Genomic DNA, 24,200 nt, shown 5'->3' with positions numbered 1-24,200 from the left:
GCAGGCAAATTAATGAAACCTTTAAAACAACAAAAAATCGCGGTGTTATACGGCGGTACATCGGCAGAGCGCGAAGTCTCGTTAAATTCGGGCAGAGCGGTACTGGAAGCATTGCAAAACCAAGGCTTTAACGCCCATGGAGTTGATCCTAAAGAGATCGGCTTGGAGCAGCTGAAATTACAGGGATTTGAACGTGCGTTCAATATTTTGCATGGCCGTGGTGGCGAAGACGGCACGGTACAAGGCGTGTTGGAATTTTTGGGCATTCCTTATACCGGCTGCGGTTTGTTATCCTCGTCATTAACCATGGATAAAATGCGCACCAAAATGCTGTGGAAAGGCTTCGGCTTGCCGGTGGCCGAGATGGAAGTGGTGACCAAATCCAATTTTGCGGATTTTGATGCGCAGCGGATCGTTGCCCGTTTGGGCTTGCCGCTGATGGTCAAGCCGTCATTGGAAGGCTCCAGCGTCGGGCTGACTAAAGTGAAGTGCGGTGACGATCTGCAAAGTGCAGTCGAATATGCGTTTCAGTATGATGAAACCGTGCTGATCGAAGAATGGCTGGCAGGGGAAGAGTATTCCGTGCCGGTGCTGGACGGCGAAGTGTTGCCGGCGATTCGCATTGTACCGCAAGGCGAATTTTATGACTATGACGCCAAATATATTTCTGACGAGACCCAATATTTTTGCCCGTCCGGTTTAAGTGACGGACGCGAGCAAGAATTGAAAAATTTAGTCAAATTGGCATATGACAGTGTCGGTTGCCGCGGCTGGAGTCGGGTTGACGTGATGACCGATGCTGAAGGGCGGTTTAATCTGGTCGAAGTCAATACCACGCCGGGCATGACCAGCCACAGCTTGTTCCCTATGGCGGCTAAGGTAAAAGGTTACAGTTTCGAGCAGCTGGTAGTGAAGATTTTGGAGCTGAGTGTATAGTTATGGCAGTAAGACCTAACCGTGTTCAACAACGCAGCCCGTCACAAGCAACGGAAGAGAGCGATTTTAAGTTTTTTCTGCCGTTTAAATCGTTATTTGTGATATTATGCGTAGGATTTGGTTATTATTGCTACACACATTGGCACGATTTTTTGGAATACTTAGATTCACAGCCGATTAATTCTTTCGCCGTGGTCGGGCAGCCGAAATATACTGCTTATAACGATATTCGCGACAGTTTGTTGCAGTTTGGCGAATTGAAAGGTTATTTTTCACAAGATGTCAAAGAAGTTCAACAGCAAATAGAAAAAATGCCGTGGGTGAGAGGGGCGCTGGTGCGCAAAATCTGGCCGAATAAATTAAGTATTGCGGTAGCGGAATATTCGCCGGTGGCTTTTTGGAATGACAAACAATTATTGGCGGCGGACGGCGCGATTTTCAGCCTGCCGGAAGAAAAACGCGGAAATTTACAGCTGCCGGCCTTGCAGGGCAATGATTTCCAAAGCCGCGAGGTGTTGTCTGCCTGGTATCAAATCAGCAATGCGTTAAAAGCAAAAAACATGACTTTGCAGACGATGCAAATCGACGGACGCGGGGCTTGGCAGGTGAGCCTGAGCAACGGCATTATTTTGAAGCTGGGGCGCGGGGAGTGGCAGCAAAAAATCGAACGCTTTGCAACGATTTATCCGCAGATTGAAGTGCCTGAACAGCAGGCGTTGGATTATGTCGATTTGCGTTATAACAGCGGTGCTGCAGTCGGCTTTAAGCCGCTGCCACAGGTAGAGCCGGCACCGGCGGAAACGAATGAAGATTAATTAATTGGCAACGAAGTAAACACATATGGCAAAGATTGTTGAAGCGAAAATCAAGGTAGGTCTGGAAGTCGGTACTTCCAAAGTCGTTGCGGTCGTGGGCGAAGTGCTGCCGGACGGCGTGGTCAATGTGCTTGGCGTGGGCAGCAGTCCGTCCAAAGGAATTGATCGCGGGAGCATTACCGATTTGGATGCGGTGGTGAACTCCATTCAGCGTGCAATTGAAGGGGCGGAATCAATCGCCGATTGCCAAATTGTCAGTGTATCTCTGGCGATTACCGGCGAACATATCCAAAGCTTGAACGAGAGCGGTGTGGTGCCGATTTCCAGCGGCGAAGTCACGCAGGACGAAGTCGAAGGAGCGATGAATATTGCACAATCGGTCAAAATCGGAGAGGGTGTCAGCATTTTGCATGTAATCCCGCAAGAGTTTGCCGTTGACAAACAACTGAACATCAAAAATCCGCTTGGCTTGCAGGGTGTGCGTTTACAAGCGCAGGCGCATCTGATCGCCTGTCATCAAAGTTGGCTAAACAATTTGAAAAAAGCGGTATCTCGTGCCGGCTTGAAGGTCGATGAAGTGGTATTTTCCGGTTTGGCTTCGAGTTATTCCGTCTTGACGGAGGACGAGAAAGAGCTGGGCGTTTGCCTGATTGATATCGGCGGCGGTACGATTGATATTATCGTTTATACCAACGGCGCCTTGCGTTTCAGCAAAGTGATTCCTTATGCGGGAAACCGTGTGACCGATGATGTGGCGTATGCGTTCAGTACATCAAGAACCGAAGCGGAAAAAATCAAGGTTGCCTACGGCAGTGCGGTCACGCCGCCTAATACTAATCCGGACAAAAAAATCGAAGTGCCGAGTGTGGGCGGACGTGCGCCGCGCAGTTTGGCGAAAGAGATGTTATCGGTGGTCACTTCGGCACGTTATCAAGAGCTACTGAAACTGGTTGAGAAAGAGTTGGCGATTCTGAAACATGAACTGGAAGCAAAGCAAATCAAATCCGATTTGATTGCCGGTATCGTACTCACTGGCGGTGGTTCGCAAATTGAAGATATTTCCGAGTGTGCCGCTGAGATTTTCGGTCCGCAAGTGCGGGTCGGAACGCCGTTAAATTTGGCAGGATTGACTGATTATGTGAATAAACCGCAGTATGCAACCGTATTGGGATTACTACACCATAATTATAATAATGCAGATGAAGTGCGGCAACGTGATTCCTCCGGCGGTTCAATTGGTGTGGTTTCCGGAATCAAGGAAAATATTGTTAAATTTTTTACAATGATAAAAAATCAGTTTTGATAATTGACCGTTATCGAATAGAATAGAAATTATTGGTTTGCAAAATAAAACAAACATAACGGGGAGAATATATGTTTGAGCCTATCGAGTTTGACGACGTTACTGATGCAGTAATAAAAGTTGTCGGTGTTGGCGGTGGCGGCGGTAACGCCGTTAATCATATGGTGCAGGAAGAAATGCACGGCGTTGAGTTTTTCTCAATTAATACCGATGCCCAGGCTTTGCGCAAAAGTTTGGTCAAACAAACGGTGCAAATCGGTGGCAATACGACCAAAGGTTTGGGAGCTGGTGCAAATCCGAATGTCGGTCGTCAGGCGGCGGAAGACGATAAAGATGCGATCCGTAACATTCTGGAAGGCGCGGATATGGTTTTCATCGCAGCAGGAATGGGCGGCGGTACAGGAACGGGGGCGGCACCGGTGGTGGCGCAAATTGCCAAAGAACTGGGCATTTTAACCGTCGCCGTAGTGACCAAACCGTTTGGTTTCGAAGGCAAAAAACGCATGCAGCTGGCTGAAATCGGTATCCGTGAACTATCCAAATATGTTGACTCCCTAATTGTTATCCCGAATGAAAAATTGTTGAAGGTACTGGGCAAAAATATCTCCCTGGTTAATGCGTTTGCTACCGCCAACGAAATTTTGCGAAATGCGGTGCGTGGGATTTCCGATATGATTACCTCCCCGGGTTTAATTAACGTCGATTTTGCCGACGTGCGCACAGTGATGCAGGAAATGGGGCACGCGATGATGGGTACCGGTATTGCGAGCGGTGACGTTGGTGACGGGCGTGCGGATAAAGCGGCACAGGAAGCGGTTGCCAGTCCGTTATTGGAAGATATTGATCTGTCCGGTGCGCGTGGCGTATTGGTAAATATTACTGCCGGTATGGATTTGGGATTGGAAGAATTCCAAACCGTCGGTGATACTATTCGTGCGTTTGCCTCGGAAGAAGCGACGGTGGTGATCGGTACCAGCTTGGTGCCGGAAATGAGCGAGGAGATTCGCGTAACCATCGTGGCAACCGGCATTGGCAACAAAGAAGAAACCGAATTGAAAGTGATTACGCCGAAATTTAATGCGGCAGGTGCGCAAGCCAATTCGCAAGCGGAACAATCGGGTTTTGCAACACAAGCGAACTTAAATCCGCAATCGCAGTCTAACCAAGGGTATAGCAATAATTATGGTGGTGCGAAAACGGCAGTAGGTGCGGAAACTGCAAAGCCAAAAGAGTTTGATGAGAATAATTTGTTTGATATTCCATCATTTTTGCGTAATCAAGCCGACTAAAACGTTAGGTGTTATTTTCACTTAAAGGATTAAAAATGCGGTTTGCTGTATCTTCATAAGGATACTAAAGAGAGATTATGATTAAACAAAGAACATTAAAACAGAGTGTAAAAGTCACCGGTATCGGGTTGCACAGCGGTAAAAAAGTGATGCTGACCATGCGTCCTGCCGAAGTCAATACCGGCGTGATTTATTGTCGTACCGACTTAAATCCGCCTGTCAGCTTTGTTGCGAACGCCGATGCGATTCGTGACACGATGTTGTGTACTTGTTTGGTAAATGATGACGGGGTGCGTGTTTCAACCGTGGAGCATATCAACTCGGCATTGGCGGCATTAGGCATTGACAACATCATCATTGAAGTGGATGCGCCTGAAATTCCGATTATGGACGGCAGCGCAGCACCGTTTATTTATCTGTTGTTAGATGCAGGGATCGAAGAACAGGCGGCAGCCAAGAAATTTATCCGTATCAAAAAACCGATTCGGGTGGAAGACGGTGATAAATGGGCTGAGTTCAAGCCGTATAACGGTTTCCATTTGGATTTTACCATCGATTTCAAACATCCGGCGATTTCCGGTGATGTGACCAATTATAAGCTGGATTTCTCCACTCAGGCGTTTATCCAGCAAATCAGTCGGGCGCGTACTTTCGGTTTCATGAAAGATATCGAATATTTGCAAGCGCAAGGTTTGGCATTGGGCGGCAGCTTGGATAACGCCATTGTGCTGGACGAATACCGTATTTTGAATGAAGACGGTTTGCGCTTCAAAGATGAATTGGTACGTCATAAATTATTGGACGCTATCGGCGATCTTTACATGGCAAACCACAATATTATCGGTGCGTTTAAAGCCTATAAATCTGGTCATGGTTTAAATAACAAATTGCTGAGAGCGGTATTGGCCGATCAGGACGCGTGGGAGTATGTGACTTTCGATCAGGAAGAAAAAGTACCGCAGGGCTATCTGGTGCCTGCCCAAATTATGATTTAAGCATTAATCGGATTTTTAAAAGCCATATTTTTCAGGAAATATGGCTTTTTTCATATCCAGTGATCGAAAAGAATACAAAGTGCGGTTTAAATTGCGCTACAATAAATGCGGTATTTTTTGATTATTGGCTTATTTAACAGGACAAGGCGATGCAGCAAATCAGTTTGAAGAAAATTTATTCGGGCAAAGTGCGTGATTTATACGAAATTGACAGTGAAAGAATGTTGATGGTCGCCACCGACCGGTTGTCGGCATTTGATGTGATTTTGGACGATCCGATCCCGGGTAAAGGGGAAATTTTGACGCAAATTTCCAATTTTTGGTTTAAACAATTGGCTGATATTATGCCGAATCATTTTACCGGCGACACGGTTTATGACGTTCTGCCGCAAGAAGAAGCCGATCAGGTTAAAGATCGTGCGGTCGTGTGCAAACGTCTGACACCGGTGAAAATCGAATCGATTGTGCGTGGTTATCTGACCGGCAGCGGTTTGAAAGATTACCGCCAAACTGGTACGATTTGCGGCTTGCCGTTGCCGCAAGGTTTGCAAGAAGCCAGCAAATTACCGCAGCCGATTTTCACGCCGTCCAGTAAAGCGGAGGTGGGCGATCATGATATCAATATCAGCTATGAACAGTGCGAACAGTTGATTGGCAAAACGTTGGCGGCAGAGGTGAAGCAAAAAGCAATCGCCTTGTATACGGCAGCTGCGGAGTATGCGCTGACGAAAGGTATTATTATCTGTGACACCAAATTCGAATTCGGCTTGGACAAAGACGGCGTGCTGACCTTGATGGACGAAGTCTTGACACCGGATTCGAGCCGTTTTTGGGCGATTGAAAACTATCGGGAAGGTAGCAATCCGCCATCGTTTGATAAGCAGTTTATCCGTGACTGGTTGGAGCAAAGCGGTTGGAACAAGCAAGCGCCGGCTCCGCGTGTGCCTGCTGACATTATTCGGAAAACGGTGGATAAATACCGCGAAGCGTTGGATTTGTTGACCAAATAGTTTTTCACAACAATCATCATTAGCGTAAGGGCGGTAGTGATTTCCGTCCGTTTTAAAAGTGCGGTTTCAAACCGCACTTTGTCTTATCAACATCACTTTCTCAGATCACTATTATGAAAAATGTAAAAATCTATCTGCAAAATTATATCGACTGGATTATCCGTATCGGCAAATTAAAATTTTCATTACTGGGATTGCTGATTTTAGGGGCTTATGCCTTGTTAATCCAAGCGGGCAGCACGTTGTTGTTTACCGGAGAACTGAATTGGGGAGATATTTGGCGCTCGGTGATTTTCGGGCTGTGTTCGGCGCCGTTTGTGATTTACTTTTTTTTGGTCGTGATTGAAAAACTGGAATTGGCGCGGCAAGGGTTGGAAAAAACCCTGATTCAACTAAAAACCTTGCGTATGCAGGATTATCAGTTAAATCAGGAATTGAATAAAAAAAACTTGTTGTTGAGCCGTGAAATTGATGAAAGGGCAAAAGCAGAACAAGAGCTGACTTCGGCACTTTTACATCTTGAGCAAGAAGTTCGGGAGAGAGGGCGGATTCAATTAGAATTGGAACAAAGCGCGCATTTATTACGCTCTTTCTTTGATGCGTCGCCGGATTTAGTTTTTTATCGTGGCGAAGATCACCGTTTTTTGGGCGCAAATAAAGCGATGGAAAAATTGACCGGTAAAAAATCAGACGAATTAAAATTACTTACGCCTTTTGATATTTATGCGGATCGCACGGCTAAAAAAGCGATTGAGTCTGATATACAGGTGAGCAAGGAAAAGAAAGGCATCAGTTATGAGCAATGGTTGTATTATCCCGATGGGCAGGCGGCTTGTTTTGAAATTTTGAAAGTGCCTTATTACGATAAAGTCAGCAAACAAAATATGATTATCGGCTTTGGACGTGATATTACCGAACGCACCACTTATCAAGAGATGATAGAAAAAAACAGCCGTGATAAAACCAATATGATGACCACGATTAGTCATGAATTGAAAACACCGTTAAACGGGATTATCGGTTTGAGCCGGATTTTGTTAGATGGTCATCTGGACGAGCAGCAACGTAACTATTTGCAAACAATCAAGGTCAGTGCGGTGTCATTGGGGCATATTTTTAACGATTTGGTTGATTTGGAAAAGATTGAAACGCATCGAATCGAATTATTTAATAAAGAATGTGATTTCAATAACTTATTAAATGATATTAATAATATTGCTTCAGTCATGGCGGCGCAAAAGAACCTGAAATTTGAGATGATGTTAGAAAATCCGTTGCCGGACTGGATTTGGGTTGATCCTATTCGATTGAGTCAGGTGTTATGGAATTTGATCAGTAATGCGGTCAAATTTACGCCGCAAGGCTGGGTGAAATTGAGCGTAGCCAAGGTTGAGCAAAGTAAATTGGTATTCAAGATTAGTGACAGTGGTATTGGTATTCCACAGGCCGAGTTAAATAAAATTTTTACCATGTACTATCAAGTGAAGTCGCAAAACAATATGCGGGCTTTAGGCAGCGGTATTGGCTTGTCGGTTTCAAAGAAAATCGCCTCGTTAATGGAGGGAGACTTGACGGTAGAGAGTGAGGAGCATGTCGGCACAACATTTACCTTAACCATCAATGCGCCGGAAGTGGAAAAAACCTTGGATAAGGCGGCTCTGGCTCACCCCGTAGCGGCCTTGAATATTTTATTGGTGGAAGATATCGAGGTGAATATTATCGTTGCCAAATCCATTTTGGAAAAACTGGGGTATCACGTCGATATTGCCATGACCGGCACAGAAGCGTTGCAAAAATTTCATCAGAATCAATATGACTTGCTGTTATTGGATATTCAGTTGCCGGATATGTCCGGTTTTGATATCGCCCAAATCTTGCGCCGGCAATATGAAGATGACGAAATTGAATATCTACCGCCATTAGTGGCGCTGACAGCCAATGTGATGAATAACAAAAATCACTATTTGCAGCAAGGTATGGATGATGTCTTGTCAAAACCGTTATCATTGGAAGCGTTGAATTTAACTTTAAAGCACTTGTTCAGTGATGAGTTTGGCGAGGCGAATCAAAATCAGCCGACCAAGGAAGAGCCGCTAGCGGATATGGACGAATCGCAAAATAAAAGTGCGGTAATGGAGTTCGACTACCCTATGTTAGATGAGTTGATCGAGTTGATGGGAAAGGAAAAGGTGATGAAAAGTGCGGTGTTGTTTGAGCAGTTGATGCCGGGCTATTTGGAAGAACTCATCCGGCATTATCAGGCTTATCAACAGGATCATAGCTTAAAAAGTGCGGTTGCCGAAGAGGCGCATAAAATCAAAGGGGCGGCGGCTTCGGTCGGCTTGAACCGTATTCGTGACATTGCCGAGTTGGCGCAGCACGAGGACTCGGCGCAATGGGAAAAACAGATTGCCTTTTGGGTAGAGGTGATACAAGAGGAATGGCAAGATGCCGTGAAAGCCTTGAAGAAATGGATTGCCGGCCGTTAGAACAGGACGTGAGCACGCTAAGTTTAGTACAAGTAATACGGTGAGATAGTTTGCAGACATTTATAAAGAGATATACCAAAGTGCGGTATATCTCTTTTTGTTTGGCTGATAAATCCCCTTACAGGAAAATACCGGCAAAGATGAAACCAAAGATCAGGCTGAAGATCATGCTCAGCAAGCCCGGAATCATAAAGCTGTGGTTAAAGATAAATTTTCCGATTCGGGTTGTGCCAGTGGTGTCGAAGTCAATCGAGGCAATAATCGGGCCGTAGTTCGGAATAAAGAAGTAACCGTTGACGGCGACGAACGTGGCGATAATCACCGGTGCCGGTAAGCCTAGGGCAATTCCCAACGGTACCAATACGGCCACGGTTGCGCCTTGGCTGTTGACCATCACCGATAAGGCAAACAGGGCAAATGCGAACGTCCAAGGGGCAAATTCGACCAGGCCGGAAACCATCTCTTTCACTTCGGTGATATGTGCGCCCATTAAGGTGTCGCCCAACCAAGCAATACCGAAGATTGCTACGATGGCACGCATACCGGCATGGAATACCGAGCCTTGCGTGATTTCGGTACCGTCCGGTTTACAGATCAGAATAATTAATGCCGCCATGGTCAGCATGATAATTTCAATGGTATGCGCCATACCCATCGCTTTGCCGTCAAAGTGCGGTCGTAATTCAGGGAATGCCCCCATCACAACCACCAACAGCGCGCCGAACAAGAACAGCCCTACCGAATATTTTGCGGTGGTGCTGATTTCCATATTTTCCACATCTAACTTCACGGAATTTTCTTGCACATATTTTGGATCTTGCAGCAAGCGTTGGTAATGCGGATCGTCTTTCAGTTCTTTCCCCATTTTGTTGACAAACACACAGGCAAGGAAGATACCCAGAACGGTGGACGGAATGGTGACGCTCAGCACATTCGCTAAGGTGATGCCTTGCGGTTCAAGGTAGGCGACCACTGCGACGACCGCCGCCGCAATCGGGCTGGCGACAATCGCAAATTGCGAGGCGATAACTGCCATGGAAAGCGGGCGCGAAGGACGGATTCCGTTATAGCGACTGACTTCGGCGATAACCGGCAGCACCGAATAGGCTACATGGCCGGTTCCAGCCAAGACGGTAAAGGTCCACGTCACTGCCGGTGCTATAAAGGTAATGTATTTCGGATTTTTGCGTAAAATGCGGGTTGCAATCTGAATCATATAATTCAAACCGCCGGCGGCTTGCATCGCCGCCGCCGCAGAAACAACCGCCATAATCATCAACATCACGTCGATTGGCGGACTGGTTGGTTGTAAATTGAAGCCGAACGCCAGAATGGCTAAGCCGACTCCCCCCATGACTCCTAAGCCGATGCCGCCAAGTCTGGCACCAATCAGGATACACAGCAATACGATGGCAAATTGAAAGAGAAACATGAATTGCTCCATTATTTTAATAAGAAAAATATTTAATGATAAAAAGCGTTTCGTCAATTTGAACAAGAACACTTCTGGATACTGGATTCAGGTGAGTGCATATCAGTGCTTCTGAATCGTGGCGCTATTTTATCAGTTATTAAAGAAAAAGAGAGAGGGAAGTGTCACAAAACCGCACTTTATGTACGAAAGTATGATTTTTTGTACGGTAATCAACAGATTGGTCTGGCGAATGTGGGCGGATTCGAACCGCCGGCCTATCCCTTAGGAGGGGATTGCTCTATCCGACTGAGCTACACATTCGCTGGATTTATTCGTGGGATTGTTGCAGTTTGTGCTTGCTTAACGAACTGTGTTGAATCTGAACTTTTTTGCCGCGCCCCAAGAAATATTCGCCCAATTGTTGAGCAATATACACCGAGCGGTGTTTTCCGCCGGTGCAGCCGACGGCGATGGTTAGGTAACTGCGGTTGTTTTTTTCCAACAACGGCAGCCAAGTCTCAATATAGTTACGGGTAGTATAAATAAAATTATGCACATCATTGTGCCGGTTTAAAAAATCAATAATCGGTTCGTCCAGTCCGGTCATCGGCCGCAGTTGCGGATCCCAATGCGGATTCGGCAGGAAGCGTACGTCAAAGACGTAATCCGCATCTAACGGAATACCGTATTTAAAACCGAAAGATTGAAACACAATATTCAGTTCTTTATTGGAATCGCCGCGTAAAAATTGGCGCAGCTTCTCCGCCAGTGCGTGGGTGGAGATGTGTGAGGTGTCAATAATTAAATTGGCGTGCTGAAACAGCGGTTCGAGCAATTCCCGTTCGATGTCGATGGCGGCTTCAAGGGTGATATTTTTGACCGAAAGCGGGTGCAGACGACGGCTGTCGCTATAACGGCGCACCAAAATACTGCGCTCGCAATCTAAAAAGATGATTTTAACCCGGGTGCTGGTCGGCAATTGTTGCAGCACTTGTTCCAGCAGTAACGGTGATTCAGGTATATTACGGATATCCAGGCTGATGGCAACCGCACTTTGGTTATTTTGCAGTATATCGACCGCTTGGTTGAAGAGCGCCAGCGGCAGATTATCAATACAATAGTAACCAATATCTTCAAGCACACGCAGTGCCACGGATTTCCCTGAACCGGAACGTCCGCTGATAATAATAAGCTCCATTGCTTTGTCTCCTTTCTGCCTGATCGCCTGTGTGATCTGCTACGCACCGACCGTTGCCGCGTTTTCTACTGGCGGTGCAGCGTTTTGCGGGCCGTTGATGATGTCTTCGTCATGCAGATCCAGTTTGGCGAAAATATCCCAAATCTCTTCCTGACTTTTTGCCGCGCGTAATTGTTTGGTCAACGTTTTATTGTTGAGCTTTTGCGCAATTTCCGGTAATAGCGGTTTGCAGTTGCCGCATAAATTTTGCGGAATAAACAAGGCGAACAGCAGATCGACTTCACGGTTATCGGGGGCTTTATAATCTATCGGATTGGCAAGCTGCAAAAAAACCGCAATCGGTTTGTCGCCGCCGGCCAGTCTGGCGTGGGGAAGCGCGATGCCGCCGCCAAGTGCGGTGCAACCGACTTTTTCCCGTTCGCACAGGTGTTCAAAACAAATTTGTGTCTCTTCGCCGGTTTGAGCGCTAACGATCTCACTGAGTATTTCCAGCACGCGTTTTTTACTCGACACCATGACGCCCTGACGAATATTGTCCGGGCTGAGCAAATGAGTAAATTTCATATGATAATCTCTCTCGCTTAAATTTTAACGCGTTATAATTTGAACTGATCGCCCAAATAGACGCGTTTCACGTCCTCATTTTGTAAAATATCTTGCGGACTGCCGGTAGCAATCATGTTGCCGGCGCTGACGATATACGCCCGTTCGCAAACGTCCAAGGTTTCGCGTACGTTATGATCGGTAATCAGCACGCCCAGCCCGCGATCTTTCAGGTGTAAAATGATTTTTTTAATATCAATAACCGAAATTGGATCAACGCCGGCAAACGGCTCGTCCAGTAATATAAATTTCGGATTGACCGCCAATGCGCGGGCGATTTCGACCCGACGGCGTTCTCCGCCTGAGAGCGATTGCCCTAAATTATTGCGGATATGATCAATATGAAACTCATCGATCAATTCCTCGGCTCGCTCGTGACGCTGCTTTGCCGTCAGATCTTTACGGATTTCCAGCACCGCCATCAGATTATCATACACGCTTAAACGGCGGAAAATCGAGGCTTCCTGCGGCAGATAGCCGATTCCTTGCTGCGCGCGGTTGTGCATTGGTAGCAGGGTAATATCCTGATCGTCAATTTTGATGGTGCCGTGATCATTTTTGACCAAGCCGACGACCATATAGAACGTAGTGGTTTTTCCGGCGCCGTTAGGGCCGAGCAAACCCACGATCTCGCCGGAATTGACCGTTAAACTGACGTTATGGACAACTTGCCGGCCTTTATACGATTTCGCCAGATTTTGTGCCGTAAGAATAGACATAAAAGCTTAACCTGTTATTTTTGTTGTAATTGTGACGGATATAAAATGGTTTTCACCCGCCCTTTGCCGCTGTTCTTGGCAATCATTTTCTGTTGTTGTACATCATAGGTAATCACTTCGGCATCAATTTGGCTGTCCAACTGTTTCAGTTGGGCATTTCCGGTCAGCACCAGATATTGGCTGCCGAGATCGTAATTGACCTTACCGGCTCGGCCGTTAATCGGTTTTCCGTTGTCAAGCTGTTGCTGAAAGGTCACCGGACTGCCCAACGCTTCGATTTTTTCCTTTCCGCTGCTATCCGCAGGACGGGTGATGGTTACTTGGCGGGCATTAATCAAAATCGAGCCTTGGGTGATCACCACGTTGTCGGAAAAGGTGACGATATTTTTTTCCAAATCTAACGATTGGTTATCAGAAGTAATATTAATCGGTTGCTGGGTATCACTTTTCAATGCCGAAGCAGAAAAAGAGAGTAAAAGCGTACCGGCCAATAGCAGTGATTTACTGAGTGTTTTGAATTTCATAGTGGGTTTGTACCTGCTCTTTTAAGGTTGCGACCTGTTGGCGAAGATTACCGTTTAAACTTTTTCCGGTCGTAGTAAAACTTTGACCGACAATGCTGACCATTGTATCAGATGTTATATCCTGTGTCGTTAGATTGACAACCGCACTTGAGGTTTGCAGGCTGTGAATCTTGCTTTCCGGCAACAAACTTTGGATCGAAACGTTGTCATCTAAATAGAGAATTTTGTCTTTGCTGATTTTGGCCTGATCAGCGCTCAACCGCCAGCTTCTAACCGGATTACCGCCGCTTTTGGAGGCTTCGAATAAATACACTTCCGGCGATTTAAACAGCGTATCGCCACTGGTCTGAAAATATTCGACTTCATCGGCGGTGGCGACATACTGCTTGCGTCCGTCGACGGAATAGAGCGTAGTTTCCATTTTGTTTGCGGTGTAATCAGGGCTATCGCTAGTTTGAATGCGGGCAGCCAAACCGGTTTCATCCTGTTGATTTAAGGAGTAATACCAGCCGAGCAAAGCCAGTGCGATCACCACTAAGACGATATTCCAACGAGCATTCATCAATTTTCCTGCTGTACTGTGATATTTAAAGGATTAAAAAATTACCAATGTTGAATTCTAACACAAATCGCTTACCGATAGGCAAGCTTGGACAGATTAATCACGAGAGAAAATTAGGGGAATATTTGACATTATTAGCAATTTCATACAAGATTTCGCCTAATTGCCGTTAGGCAGCAGTTATAAAACCAAGGCGAAAAATGAATAAATATTTGGTTGAAGTCAAGGATCTCACCTTCAAACGGGGTTCGAGAACAATCTATCAAGGGCTGAATCTAAAAGTCGAAACCGGCAAGATCACGGCGATTATGGGGCCGTCAGGGATCGGAAAAACCACGTTGTTAAAATTGATAGGCGGACAACTGTTCCCCGATGCCGGCGAAATTTTATTTGATGGTACGGATATTACCCGTTTATCGAATGCCAAACTGTATCAGGTGCGCAAACGAATGGGAATGCTGTTTCAGTCGGGCGCGTTGTTTACCGATATTTCCACCTTTGACAATGTTGCGTTTCCGTTGCGTGAGCACAGCAATTTGCCGGAAGCGATGATCCGTCAACTGGCATTGATGAAGTTGGAAGCGGTCGGGCTGCGCGGTGCGGCGGATTTGATGCCGTCGGAACTTTCCGGCGGTATGGCGCGCAGGGTCGCACTGGCAAGAGCGGTTGCGCTCGATCCGGATTTGGTGATGTATGACGAACCCTTTACCGGACAAGATCCGATCAGCATGGGGGTGATTGTCAGCTTGATTAAGCGCCTTAACAAAACGCTGCATCTGACTTCAGTGGTGGTGTCGCACGATGTCAAGGAAGTGTTGAGTATCGCCGATTATGCTTATATTGTGGCGGATCAAACCGTGATTGCGGAAGGTACGGCAGAGCAATTGCAGCGAAGTGCCGATCCGCGCGTGATCCAATTCTTGGCGGGAAAAGAGGACGGACCGGTGCAGTTTCATTATCCGGCACAAAATTATATTGACGAGTTATTTGTATGATTATTTCAGCCATTTCTAAATTGGGTGCCGTCGTTATCAGTTTCTTCCGTGCGCTCGGCCGTTCAGGGTTTATGCTCTACGGCGCTTTGGTCGGCGTACCGCAGCCGAAAAAATATTTTCCGTTGCTGATCAAGCAACTGTATGTGCTTGGTGTGCAATCACTGTTGATTATCCTACTCTCCGGTTTGTTTATCGGTATGGTATTGGGATTGCAGGGCTATGTGGTGTTGGTCGGCTTTGCCGCGGAAAGCAGTTTGGGGCAGCTGGTGGCGCTTTCATTGTTGCGAGAATTAGGACCGGTGGTGACCGCACTTTTATTTGCCGGCCGCGCCGGTTCCGCCTTAACCGCCGAAATCGGTTTAATGAAAGCGACGGAACAACTTTCCAGCTTGGAAATGATGGCGGTCGATCCGCTACGACGGGTGATTTCGCCGCGTTTTTGGGCGGGAATCATCTCCATGCCGATCCTGACCGTGATTTTCGTAGCGATCGGCATTTGGGGCGGCGCCTTGGTCGGAGTGGATTGGAAAGGTGTGGACGGCGGCAGTTTCTGGTCGGTCATGCAAAACTCCGTCAGTTGGCAAACGGACATTTTGAACGGCATTATTAAAAGTGCGGTTTTTGCAATCGCAGTGGTGTGGATTGCGTTGTTTAACGGTTATGATGCGCGCCCGACGTCGGAAGGTATCAGCCGCGCCACCACCAAAACCGTGGTTCATGCGTCATTAACCGTACTGGCGTTGGATTTTGTGTTAACCGCCATGATGTTTGGCGGCAATTAAGCGCATGGTTAAACGGCAAAATAAGCATATTAAGATATTAAGTAAGAAGGGAAAAGAGAATGCGTCAAACCATTAAATATGAGTTCTGGGTCGGATTGTTCCTGCTGTTGGGGATTGCCGCGCTGGTTTTTTTAGGCTTGCGCGTGGCGAACGTGCAGGGTTTTAGCGAAAGCAAAAGTTATAATTTACAAGCAACTTTTAACAATATCGGTGGTCTTAAAGTGCGGGCGGCGGTGAAAACCGGCGGTGTGGTGATCGGTCGGGTGACTGCAATCGATCTCGATCCGCAAACCTACCTGCCGAAAGTGAGTTTGAGTATCGATCAGGCGTTTGACAAAATTCCGGAAACCAGCTCGCTTTCAATTAAAACGTCCGGATTACTCGGAGAACAATATATTGCGCTGAATATCGGTTTTGATGACGGCGAAATCGCTATGTTGAAAAATGGTGATACGATTCACGACACCACTTCGGCAATGGTATTGGAAGATTTGATCGGTCAATTCTTGTATGGTGACAAGAAAGAAACTGAAACCGACGCAAGCAAAACGGAATAGCTTGCAGGCATACTGAACAGGAGAAAGTCATGCTAAAGAAAATGTTAAATAAATGGATGGTGGTTGGCACAATAGTATTGATGTCACTATTTACTTCACTGCAAGCCAGTGCGGCGGATAATCCGTACCAGTTGATGCGGCAGGCATCGGACAAGTTATTTGCTTCGATTAGCGCCAATCAGGCAAAAATCCAACAAAACCCGAATTATATGCGCACCATTGTCAAACAAGAATTGATGCCGTATGTACATGTGAATTACGCCGGTTCGTTAGTGTTGGGACAATATTTCAAAAGTACCACGCCGGCGCAACGCGATCAGTTCTTCAATGCGTTTTCTAACTTTATCGAACAGTCTTACGCGCAAGTGTTGACCATGTATAACAATCAACAGATCCAGATTGAACAAGAAAAACCGATCGGTGAGCAAAATATTGTCAGTATTCGAGTCAATCTCATTCAAACCAACGGTGCGGCGCCGATCAAACTGGATTTTAAATGGCGCAAAAATACCCGCACCGGCGCATGGCAGGCGTATGACATGGCGGCAGAAGGGGTCAGCATGGTTGAAACTAAGAAAAACGAATGGAGCAATATTTTGCGCCAACAAGGCATTGAGGCCTTAAGCGCGCAAATCGAGAAAAGTGCCGCCATTCCGATTAAACTGGAAAAATAAGGCCGCCTCTTGAGCTTCGAATGGAATATCAGCAATAGCGAGCCAGGCTGTTGCTTGCAATTAAAGGGTGAATTGACCCGTAGCACATTGTTGCCGTTGTGGCAGCAGCGTGCTGCGCTATTTGCGGAAAACGCCTTTTTATCCCCTGAATCTTGTTTATATATTGAGCTAAATCATCTGCAAACAGTGGATTCCGCAGGATTTGTGTTAATATGTGAAATTCTTCACCACTATTCGCAATATACAACGGTAAAATTAAGGGCGGTACCGCACTTGGTACGGGATTTCGCCGAATTGTATGATTTGGAACAGTGGCTAACCCCGTTTATACAGTAAGTAAATCAAGGAACCAAAAACATCAATGGACGCACAAGCAATAGAAGCGATTTTGCGCGAGCAACTTAATCTGAACGAGGTTTTCGTCAGTGGCGAAAATGCACATTTCAATGTAACCGCAGTCAGTGACGATTTTGCTTCAATGAGCAAAGTCAAACAGCAGCAACTGATCTATGCCCCGCTAATGCAATATATTTCCAGCAATGAAATTCATGCGTTATCCATCAAAACGTTCACTGTTGAAAAGTGGAAACAAGTGCGGTTATTGAACGGTCTTTAATTTAGTCGCGAATTGCGCTCGCAAGCAAAAGGAAAAATAATGGAAAAGTTTCGTATTTACGGAAAAACCTGTTTAAAAGGCAGTGTTGATATTTCAGGGGCAAAGAATGCGGCGCTGCCGATTCTGTTTGCCGCGATTTTGGCGGAAGAGCCGGTCACTCTGACCAATGTGCCGGATTTGAAAGATGTGACTACCACCTTGAAAATTCTTGCCAAGTTAGGGGTTGCGGTAGAGAAAAAAGACAAAAACACCATTTATCTGGACGCTTCCAATATCAATAATTTTGTAACGCCGTATGAGCTGGTCAAAACCATGCGCGCCTCGATTTGGGCATTGGCTCCGCTAGTCGCGCGTTTCTGTCAGGCGCAGGTTTCGCTGCCGGGCGGTTGCTCGATCGGCGCACGTCCGGTTGATCTGCATATTTCCGGTTTGGAAAAGCTGGGTGCGAAAATCAAGCTGGAAGACGGTTATGTCAAAGCCTTTGTTGACGGGCGTTTGAAAGGCGCCAATATCGTGATGGATAAAATCAGCGTCGGCGCTACTTTGTCCGTAATGATGGCGGCAACCTTGGCCAAAGGCACGACCACGATTGAGAATGCCGCGCGTGAACCGGAAATTACCGATACCGCACTTTTCCTGAATAAGCTGGGTGCCAAAATCAGCGGCGCCGGTACAGATTTAATCACGATTGACGGGGTTGAGCGTTTGGGCGGCGGCGAACATCACGTTATTCCGGATCGCATCGAAACCGGCACTTTCCTGGTGGCGGCGGCAATTTCGGGCGGGCGTATCGTTTGTCGCGGCACACGGGCGCCTACGTTAGACGCCGTGATCGAAAAACTGCGTGAAGCCGGTGCGCAAATTGACATCGGCGAGGATACGATCACCCTGGATATGCTCGGTTACCGCCCAAGAGCGGTTAATATCCGCACTGCGCCGCACCCGGGATTTCCGACCGATATGCAGGCGCAATTCACCTTGCTGAATATGGTGGCGGAAGGTACGGGCGTTATCACCGAAACCATTTTTGAAAACCGCTTTATGCATATCCCCGAACTGGTTCGTATGGGCGCCAAAGCCGATATTGAAGGCAACACGGCGATTTGTTACGGCGTCGGTAATTTAAACGGTGCCGAAGTGATGGCGACCGATCTGCGCGCCTCCGCCAGTTTGGTGCTGGCAGGTTGTATTGCCAACGGTGAAACCATTGTCGATCGGATTTATCATATTGATCGCGGCTATGAGCATATTGAAGAAAAATTGCGTGGTCTGGGTGCACGAATCGAACGTTTTTCCGATACGGAGAGCGAAGAGTAAGAACAACGTTACTGACTATCCAATTGAAAACCCGATTTGTTTCGGGTTTTCTTTTGCGCCTTGTCACAATAACTGAAAAATAACCGAACGAAGTTTAAATCCGATTTCTGCCAAGTGCGGTTTTACGCTAGAATATAACTCATTAATTTTAAGAATAATAACAGGTGCAGTATGACATCAAGTGTAGAGTTGTTGGTGAATGTAACGCCGAACGAAACCCGAATTGCGTTGCTGGATACCGGCGTATTAAAAGAAGTGCACATTGAACGTGAAGCCAAACGCGGTCTGGTCGGCAATATCTATAAAGGGCGGATTATGCGGGTATTACCCGGCATGCAATCGGCATTTGTGGATATCGGTTTGGAAAAAGCCGCGTTTCTGCACGCTTCCGACATCGTATCGCATACCGAATGCGTCGATGAGTCGGAAAAAAAGCAGTTTATCGTCAAAGACATCAGCGAACTGGTGCGTGAAGGACAAGATATTGTGGTGCAGGTGGTTAAAGATCCGCTCGGCACCAAAGGGGCGCGCTTAACCACCGATATCACGCTGCCGTCGCGCTATCTAGTGTTTATGCCGGAAAACAGTCATGTCGGTGTTTCGCAGCGGATTGAAAGCGAAGAGGAACGTGCCAGACTAAAAGCGTTGGTAGAAGAGTATTGCGATGAACTGGGCGGTTTTATTGTGCGTACCGCGTCCGAGGGTTGCTCGGAGGAGGAGTTACAACAAGACGCGCAATTTCTGAAACGCTTGTGGCGTAAAGTGATGGAGCGCAAAAGCAAATATCCGACCCGTTCGATGTTATACGGCGAGTTGGCGCTGGCACAGCGGGTGTTACGCGATTTCGTCGGCACGCAAATCGATTTGATTCGGATAGACTCTAAGTTGACCTATCAGGAAGTTCAGACCTTTACCCAAGAGTTTATGCCCGAACTGACCGACCGTCTGTCGCTCTATGCAGGCAGCCAGCCGCTGTTTGATCTGTACGGGGTGGAAAATGCGATTCAGCGCGGTTTGGAAAAACGGGTCAACCTGAAATCCGGCGGCTATCTGATTATCGAACAAACCGAAGCCATGACCACCATTGATATTAATACCGGTGGCTTTGTCGGCCATCGCAATCTGGAAGAAACTATTTTCAATACCAATGTTGAAGCGACGCAGACGATTGCGCAACAGCTGCAACTGCGCAATTTGGGCGGTATTATTATCATTGATTTTATTGATATGCAGAGTGAAGAACACCGCGAACGGGTGCTGCAATCATTAAACGAAGCGCTGTCGCGCGATCGGGTTAAAACCAGTGTCAACGGCTTCACCCAGTTGGGGCTGGTGGAAATGACCCGTAAACGCACCCGTGAAAGTCTGGAGCATGTGTTGTGCACCGAATGCCCTGCGTGCAAAGGGCGTGGCAGTCTGAAAACGGTGGAGACCGTCAGCTATGAAATTGTGCGTGAAATCGTGCGCATTCATCACCAATATGACAGCGAACAATTTTTGGTGTATGCCTCAAGAGCGGTGGCGGATTATCTGATCAACGAAGAGGCACACGGGATTTTAGCCGAACTGGAAGTGTTTATCGGTAAACAGGTGCAGGTTAAAACCGAAGTCTTTTACAACCAAGAGCAGTTTGATGTGGTCATCATGTAGGCGGTTGATAAAACCGATTGCAAAACAAACTAATAGCAAAACAAGTTAATCATAGATAAAGAGAAATTATGCTAAATAAAGTGTCAGCCTCCTTACTGGAGCCAAGCCGGCTTTCTGTCGGCGCATTGGCGAATCTGTTGGATCATTTTTCCGCACGCCAAATTGACTATGCCGATCTCTATTTCCAATCTTCAATTGATGAAAATTGGGTGCTGGAAGACAGTATTATCAAAGAGGGCGGTTTCCATATCGATCGCGGTGTCGGCGTGCGAGCGGTCAGTGGCGAAAAAACCGGATTTGCTTATGCCGATCAAATCAGCGCGGCGCAGGTGTTGCAGTGTATCGAAGCGACCAAAGGCATTGCACAAGCGGCGCATTCGCAAACTACGCCGATTATACTGCAAGCAACCCGGGCTCGGCAGCGCTATGCGGCTTTGGATCCGCTACAGAGTTTAAGCCGCGAAAAGAAAATCGAATTGCTGCATTTAATCGATCAAAGCGCACGCCGCGAAGATCCGCGTGTGATTCAGGTTTCAGCCGGTTTGAATGCGTTATATGAAGAGGTATTGGTAGCGGCAACCGACGGCACGTTGGCGGCAGATATCCGTCCGCTGGTGCGGCTTTCGATTTCGGTTTTGGTTGAGCAGGACGGCAAACGCCAAAGCGGCAGTGCCGGCGCAGGCGGACGTTTCGCATTGGATTGGTTCTTGCAGGATTATCAAGGTGTCAGCCGCGCAGTTTGGTTTGCCAAAGAAGCGGTACGTCAGGCGCTGGTGAAGTTAAGTGCGGTGCAAGCTCCTGCTGGCATGATGCCGGTCGTTTTAGGCGCAGGCTGGCCGGGAGTGTTGCTGCACGAGGCGGTCGGACACGGTTTGGAAGGGGATTTCAATCGTAAAAAATCGTCGTTATTCAGTGGTAAAATTGGCGAATTGGTGACATCGCCGTTGTGTACGATTGTTGATGACGGTACTCTAGCCGATCGGCGCGGTTCACTCACCATTGACGACGAAGGCGTGCCGAGCCAGCGTAATGTGTTAATCCAAGACGGCATTTTGCAAGGTTATATGCAAGATAAGATGAATGCCCGTTTGATGGGCGTTGCCCCGACCGGCAACGGACGGCGCGAATCCTATGCGCATTTGCCGATGCCGCGCATGACCAATACTTATATGCTGGCAGGGCAAAGCAAATTTGACGATTTGATCGCTTCGGTGGATCAGGGGATCTACGCACCGCACTTTGGCGGCGGACAGGTGGACATTACTTCCGGTAAATTTGTGTTTTCCGCCTCGGAAGCCTATTTGATTGAAAAAGGCAAAATCACCAAACCGGTTATCGGCGCAACCTTAATCGGCAGCGGCATTGAAGTGATGCAAAACGTGTCTATGGTCGCCGATGAGTCGGAACTCGATCCCGGCATCGGTGTGTGCGGCAAAGAGGGACAAAGCGTACCGGTCGGCGTCGGCCAACCGGCGCTGAAAATCGATCAGATCACGGTGGGCGGTACGCATTAGCCTTGATTTTTTGCCAAGGCAATGGCGGCATTAATTGCCGCTTTTGCTTGCGGGCTGTTTTTCCAACAGGAGCTACCCAACGCTGCAGAAATTTGTTGGCAAATATCTTCGGTTTTTTCTTTGGCGAGTTGCTCAAACGAATAAATTCCCAACTGTTCCAAGCGTTCAATCACGCTCAAGCCAACATATTTCAGCTGTAATAGCTGGGCTTTCTCTTGTTCCGAAAAGTGCATAATGTTTTCCTTAGCCGATTGCTGTTGCTTGAATTTTACCCAAGTATCGCATGGTTGATCAAAGGAAAGCAATTATAGTCAATTAAAATAAGAACAATACAGCGTTGGCTTCGTCTTGCCGTACTATCTGTACTGTCTGCGACTCGCCGCCTTGTCTTCTTCTTATTTTAATTGACTATAGATTACCGCACTTACCAAATTACCTATTGATAAGCGCTGCAAATCGTTTTATGTTAGATAGTGAATTGCACCGCACTTTTGAGTAAAAGAACGTATGGATAACACAAGGAATAACCATGACACAATATACCAGAGCAACCTTTGATCAGGTTTTAATCCAAAATTACGAACCGGCGGATTTTATTCCGGTACGCGGCAAGGGCAGTACGGTTTGGGATCAGACCGGCAAAGATTATATTGATTTTACCAGCGGAGTCGCGGTCAATTCGTTGGGGCATTGTCCCGATGACGTGGTTGAGGTGCTGAAACGTCAGGCGGACATTTTGTGGCATTCTAGCAATTGGTTTACCAACGAACCGGTGTTGGAGCTCGCCTCGAAACTGGTGGAAAAAACCTTTGCCGAGCGGGTGATGTTTGCCAATTCGGGGGCGGAAGCCAATGAAGCGGCGTTGAAATTGGCACGCCGTTATGCGGTTGATCATTTCGGCTATCAAAAAAGTAAAATTATTTCGTTTAAACAAAGTTTCCACGGCAGAACGCTGTTTACCGTCAGTGTCGGCGGACAACCGAAATATTCCGACGGCTTCGGTCCGAAACCGGCGGACATCGTGCATGTACCGTTTAACGATTTGGCAGCGGTGAAGGCGGTGATTGATGATCACACCTGTGCGGTTATCGTCGAGCCGATTCAAGGCGAAAGCGGCGTATTGCCGGCGACGACTGAATTTTTGCAGGGACTGCGTGCGTTATGCGATCAGCATCAAGCCTTGCTGATTTTTGATGAAGTCCAAACCGGCTTGGGGCGTAGCGGTGAATTTTTCGCATATATGCACTATGGTGTGATTCCGGATATTTTAACCTCCGCCAAAGCGTTGGCGAACGGTTTTCCGATCAGTGCGATGTTGACGACCGATAAAATCTCGAAAAGCTTTGCGCCGGGTGTGCACGGCACGACATTCGGCGGCAATCCGCTGGCATGTGCGGTGGCGGTGAAAGTGGTGGATATCATCAGCGAACCGCACTTTTTACAACAAGTGAGGCAACGTTCGCAGCAACTGATTGAAGCGCTTGAAAAAATCAATGAAACAGCCAAATTATTCACCACCGTGCGCGGTCACGGTTTATTGATCGGCGCGGAATTAGTGGAACAATATCACGGCAAAGCGGCGGAGTTGCGTAAAAAAGCCGGTGAATTCGGTGTCATGATTTTAGTTGCCGGCCCTGATGTTTTACGCTTTGCACCGGCATTAAATATCAGCGACGAAGAATTTGCGCTCGGTATGCAGCGTTTCGCGCAGATGGTGGCTTCGTTATAATTAACTTTAATCTGTTAATTTAGCTGTAAAAAGAGCGGTTTTTATTGTAAAACCGCTCTTTTATTGATTCTGCCTCTATTTTTCACTCAACAAACGTTCAATAATTTTCTTGTTTGCTGGCGGAAATTGTCCGCTGTCCAAGGCGTGTTGTTCAATCCAGAAACCCTCCTGTCCCTCACGACCGAAAGGCTGGTTCAGCCACTCCTCGATCAGATAAAAACTCAGTTCGATAACTTTTTTCGGGTATTCAAACTGAAATCGTTCATAGAGCTCGGCTTTAATCACCATAATGCCGATCTCCTCTTCTAACTCACGTTTCAAGGCTTGCTCAGCAGTTTCATCGGCTTCGACCTTGCCGCCGGGAAATTCCCAACTTTGGGCAAAATCTTTGCCTTCTAAACGACGGGTCAGAAAAATCTGCTTGAATTCGTTACGGATAATTCCGACTGCGACCTTAATCAGGGGTTTGGTGGTGTGAAGTGCGGTTGAATGTTTAGACATTGTTTTTC

At 47.1% G+C, this 24,200-nt stretch carries 25 protein-coding genes and 1 tRNA gene; 17 read left to right on the top strand and 9 right to left on the bottom strand.

Going from position 1 to position 24,200, the window contains the following annotated elements:
- The first annotated feature begins 12 nt into the window (after nt 1-12).
- The 7 genes from B8880_RS11770 to arcB all read left to right on the top strand — a co-directional run bounded on the left by B8880_RS11770 (nt 13) and on the right by arcB (nt 8,837).
- The gene (locus B8880_RS11770; RefSeq protein ID WP_084257783.1) at nt 13-936 is read left to right on the top strand and encodes a D-alanine--D-alanine ligase; all 924 of its coding nucleotides are present in this window, start codon (nt 13-15) and stop codon (nt 934-936) included.
- A 2-nt stretch (nt 937-938) separates the two neighbouring features.
- Nucleotides 939-1,751: a cell division protein FtsQ/DivIB gene (locus B8880_RS11765; RefSeq protein ID WP_084257782.1), complete on the top strand. Its 813-nt coding sequence runs from the start codon at nt 939-941 to the stop codon at nt 1,749-1,751.
- A gap of 25 nt (nt 1,752-1,776) precedes the next feature.
- Nucleotides 1,777-3,054 carry a cell division protein FtsA gene (ftsA, locus tag B8880_RS11760; protein ID WP_084257781.1) on the top strand — a complete coding sequence of 426 codons (1,278 nt, stop codon included), beginning with the start codon at nt 1,777-1,779 and terminating at the stop codon, nt 3,052-3,054.
- A gap of 71 nt (nt 3,055-3,125) precedes the next feature.
- Complete coding sequence (gene ftsZ, locus B8880_RS11755; RefSeq protein ID WP_084257780.1) at nt 3,126-4,343, top strand: cell division protein FtsZ; 1,218 nt, start codon at nt 3,126-3,128, stop codon at nt 4,341-4,343.
- A 77-nt stretch (nt 4,344-4,420) separates the two neighbouring features.
- A complete protein-coding gene (lpxC, locus tag B8880_RS11750) occupies nt 4,421-5,338 on the top strand; it encodes a UDP-3-O-acyl-N-acetylglucosamine deacetylase (protein ID WP_084257779.1) in 918 nt (305 codons plus the stop codon).
- Between the two features lie 149 nt (nt 5,339-5,487).
- Nucleotides 5,488-6,348, top strand: coding sequence for a phosphoribosylaminoimidazolesuccinocarboxamide synthase (locus B8880_RS11745; RefSeq protein WP_084257778.1), 861 nt, complete (start codon nt 5,488-5,490; stop codon nt 6,346-6,348).
- A 113-nt stretch (nt 6,349-6,461) separates the two neighbouring features.
- Nucleotides 6,462-8,837, top strand: coding sequence for an aerobic respiration two-component sensor histidine kinase ArcB (gene arcB / locus B8880_RS11740; protein WP_084257777.1), 2,376 nt, complete (start codon nt 6,462-6,464; stop codon nt 8,835-8,837).
- Between the two features lie 118 nt (nt 8,838-8,955).
- Here the strand turns inward: arcB and B8880_RS11735 are convergent, their stop codons facing one another.
- The 7 genes from B8880_RS11735 to lptC form a co-directional block, all read right to left on the bottom strand.
- Nucleotides 8,956-10,269 (bottom strand): anaerobic C4-dicarboxylate transporter, encoded by a 1,314-nt coding sequence (locus B8880_RS11735; RefSeq protein WP_084257776.1) that lies wholly within the window; start codon nt 10,267-10,269, stop codon nt 8,956-8,958.
- A 226-nt stretch (nt 10,270-10,495) separates the two neighbouring features.
- Nucleotides 10,496-10,572 (bottom strand) — tRNA-Arg (locus tag B8880_RS11730).
- A gap of 7 nt (nt 10,573-10,579) precedes the next feature.
- Complete coding sequence (rapZ, locus tag B8880_RS11725) at nt 10,580-11,449, bottom strand: RNase adapter RapZ (protein WP_084257775.1); 870 nt, start codon at nt 11,447-11,449, stop codon at nt 10,580-10,582.
- A 39-nt stretch (nt 11,450-11,488) separates the two neighbouring features.
- Entirely contained in the window at nt 11,489-12,013 is a 525-nt protein-coding gene (ptsN, locus tag B8880_RS11720; protein ID WP_084257774.1) for a PTS IIA-like nitrogen regulatory protein PtsN, read from the bottom strand.
- A 32-nt stretch (nt 12,014-12,045) separates the two neighbouring features.
- A complete protein-coding gene (gene lptB / locus B8880_RS11715; protein ID WP_084257773.1) occupies nt 12,046-12,771 on the bottom strand; it encodes an LPS export ABC transporter ATP-binding protein in 726 nt (241 codons plus the stop codon).
- A 14-nt stretch (nt 12,772-12,785) separates the two neighbouring features.
- Nucleotides 12,786-13,295 carry a lipopolysaccharide transport periplasmic protein LptA gene (gene lptA / locus B8880_RS11710; RefSeq protein ID WP_084257772.1) on the bottom strand — a complete coding sequence of 170 codons (510 nt, stop codon included), beginning with the start codon at nt 13,293-13,295 and terminating at the stop codon, nt 12,786-12,788.
- Nucleotides 13,273-13,857 carry an LPS export ABC transporter periplasmic protein LptC gene (gene lptC / locus B8880_RS11705; protein WP_084257771.1) on the bottom strand — a complete coding sequence of 195 codons (585 nt, stop codon included), beginning with the start codon at nt 13,855-13,857 and terminating at the stop codon, nt 13,273-13,275. The genes lptA and lptC overlap by 23 nt, the downstream gene beginning before the upstream one ends.
- A 200-nt stretch (nt 13,858-14,057) precedes the next feature.
- On the opposite strand from lptC, the gene B8880_RS11700 reads away from it, so the two are divergent.
- The 9 genes from B8880_RS11700 (at nt 14,058) to tldD (ending at nt 21,962) form a co-directional block, all read left to right on the top strand.
- Nucleotides 14,058-14,852 carry an ATP-binding cassette domain-containing protein gene (locus tag B8880_RS11700; RefSeq protein WP_084257770.1) on the top strand — a complete coding sequence of 265 codons (795 nt, stop codon included), beginning with the start codon at nt 14,058-14,060 and terminating at the stop codon, nt 14,850-14,852.
- The gene (gene mlaE, locus B8880_RS11695) at nt 14,849-15,634 is read left to right on the top strand and encodes a lipid asymmetry maintenance ABC transporter permease subunit MlaE (protein WP_084257769.1); all 786 of its coding nucleotides are present in this window, start codon (nt 14,849-14,851) and stop codon (nt 15,632-15,634) included. Before B8880_RS11700 ends, mlaE begins: the two co-directional genes overlap by 4 nt.
- Nucleotides 15,635-15,693: 59 nt before the next feature.
- Nucleotides 15,694-16,191, top strand: a complete 498-nt coding sequence (gene mlaD, locus B8880_RS11690) for an outer membrane lipid asymmetry maintenance protein MlaD (protein WP_084257768.1) — start codon at nt 15,694-15,696, stop codon at nt 16,189-16,191.
- A gap of 29 nt (nt 16,192-16,220) precedes the next feature.
- Nucleotides 16,221-16,865: a phospholipid-binding protein MlaC gene (mlaC, locus tag B8880_RS11685; RefSeq protein ID WP_084257767.1), complete on the top strand. Its 645-nt coding sequence runs from the start codon at nt 16,221-16,223 to the stop codon at nt 16,863-16,865.
- Between the two features lie 9 nt (nt 16,866-16,874).
- Entirely contained in the window at nt 16,875-17,201 is a 327-nt protein-coding gene (locus tag B8880_RS11680) for an STAS domain-containing protein (protein WP_084257766.1), read from the top strand.
- Between the two features lie 25 nt (nt 17,202-17,226).
- Complete coding sequence (locus B8880_RS11675; RefSeq protein WP_084257765.1) at nt 17,227-17,481, top strand: BolA family protein; 255 nt, start codon at nt 17,227-17,229, stop codon at nt 17,479-17,481.
- Between the two features lie 39 nt (nt 17,482-17,520).
- Nucleotides 17,521-18,798 (top strand): UDP-N-acetylglucosamine 1-carboxyvinyltransferase, encoded by a 1,278-nt coding sequence (gene murA, locus B8880_RS11670; RefSeq protein WP_084257764.1) that lies wholly within the window; start codon nt 17,521-17,523, stop codon nt 18,796-18,798.
- 171 nt (nt 18,799-18,969) lie between these two features.
- On the top strand, nt 18,970-20,448 hold the full coding sequence (rng, locus tag B8880_RS11665; RefSeq protein WP_084257763.1) for a ribonuclease G: 1,479 nt from the start codon (nt 18,970-18,972) through the stop codon (nt 20,446-20,448).
- Between the two features lie 68 nt (nt 20,449-20,516).
- Nucleotides 20,517-21,962 (top strand): metalloprotease TldD, encoded by a 1,446-nt coding sequence (gene tldD / locus B8880_RS11660; protein WP_084257762.1) that lies wholly within the window; start codon nt 20,517-20,519, stop codon nt 21,960-21,962.
- Here tldD and B8880_RS11655 read toward each other — a convergent pair.
- Nucleotides 21,959-22,195: a Pathogenicity locus gene (locus tag B8880_RS11655; protein ID WP_084257761.1), complete on the bottom strand. Its 237-nt coding sequence runs from the start codon at nt 22,193-22,195 to the stop codon at nt 21,959-21,961. The two genes, tldD and B8880_RS11655, sit on opposite strands and share 4 nt — an antisense overlap.
- 296 nt (nt 22,196-22,491) lie before the next feature.
- On the opposite strand from B8880_RS11655, the gene B8880_RS11650 reads away from it, so the two are divergent.
- Nucleotides 22,492-23,691 carry an aspartate aminotransferase family protein gene (locus tag B8880_RS11650; protein WP_084257760.1) on the top strand — a complete coding sequence of 400 codons (1,200 nt, stop codon included), beginning with the start codon at nt 22,492-22,494 and terminating at the stop codon, nt 23,689-23,691.
- Between the two features lie 75 nt (nt 23,692-23,766).
- On the opposite strand, the gene mutT is transcribed toward B8880_RS11650, so the two are convergent.
- On the bottom strand, nt 23,767-24,192 hold the full coding sequence (gene mutT, locus B8880_RS11645) for an 8-oxo-dGTP diphosphatase MutT (protein ID WP_084257759.1): 426 nt from the start codon (nt 24,190-24,192) through the stop codon (nt 23,767-23,769).
- Between the last annotated feature and the right edge of the window lie 8 nt (nt 24,193-24,200).

Origin of the sequence: Pasteurella testudinis DSM 23072 (assembly GCF_900176075.1) — a bacterium.
GTDB classification, from domain to species: Bacteria; Pseudomonadota; Gammaproteobacteria; order Enterobacterales; family Pasteurellaceae; genus Chelonobacter; species Chelonobacter testudinis.
The sequence above is the reverse complement of the archived record's forward strand: the minus strand, read 5'-3'. Positions and strand labels throughout refer to the sequence as shown.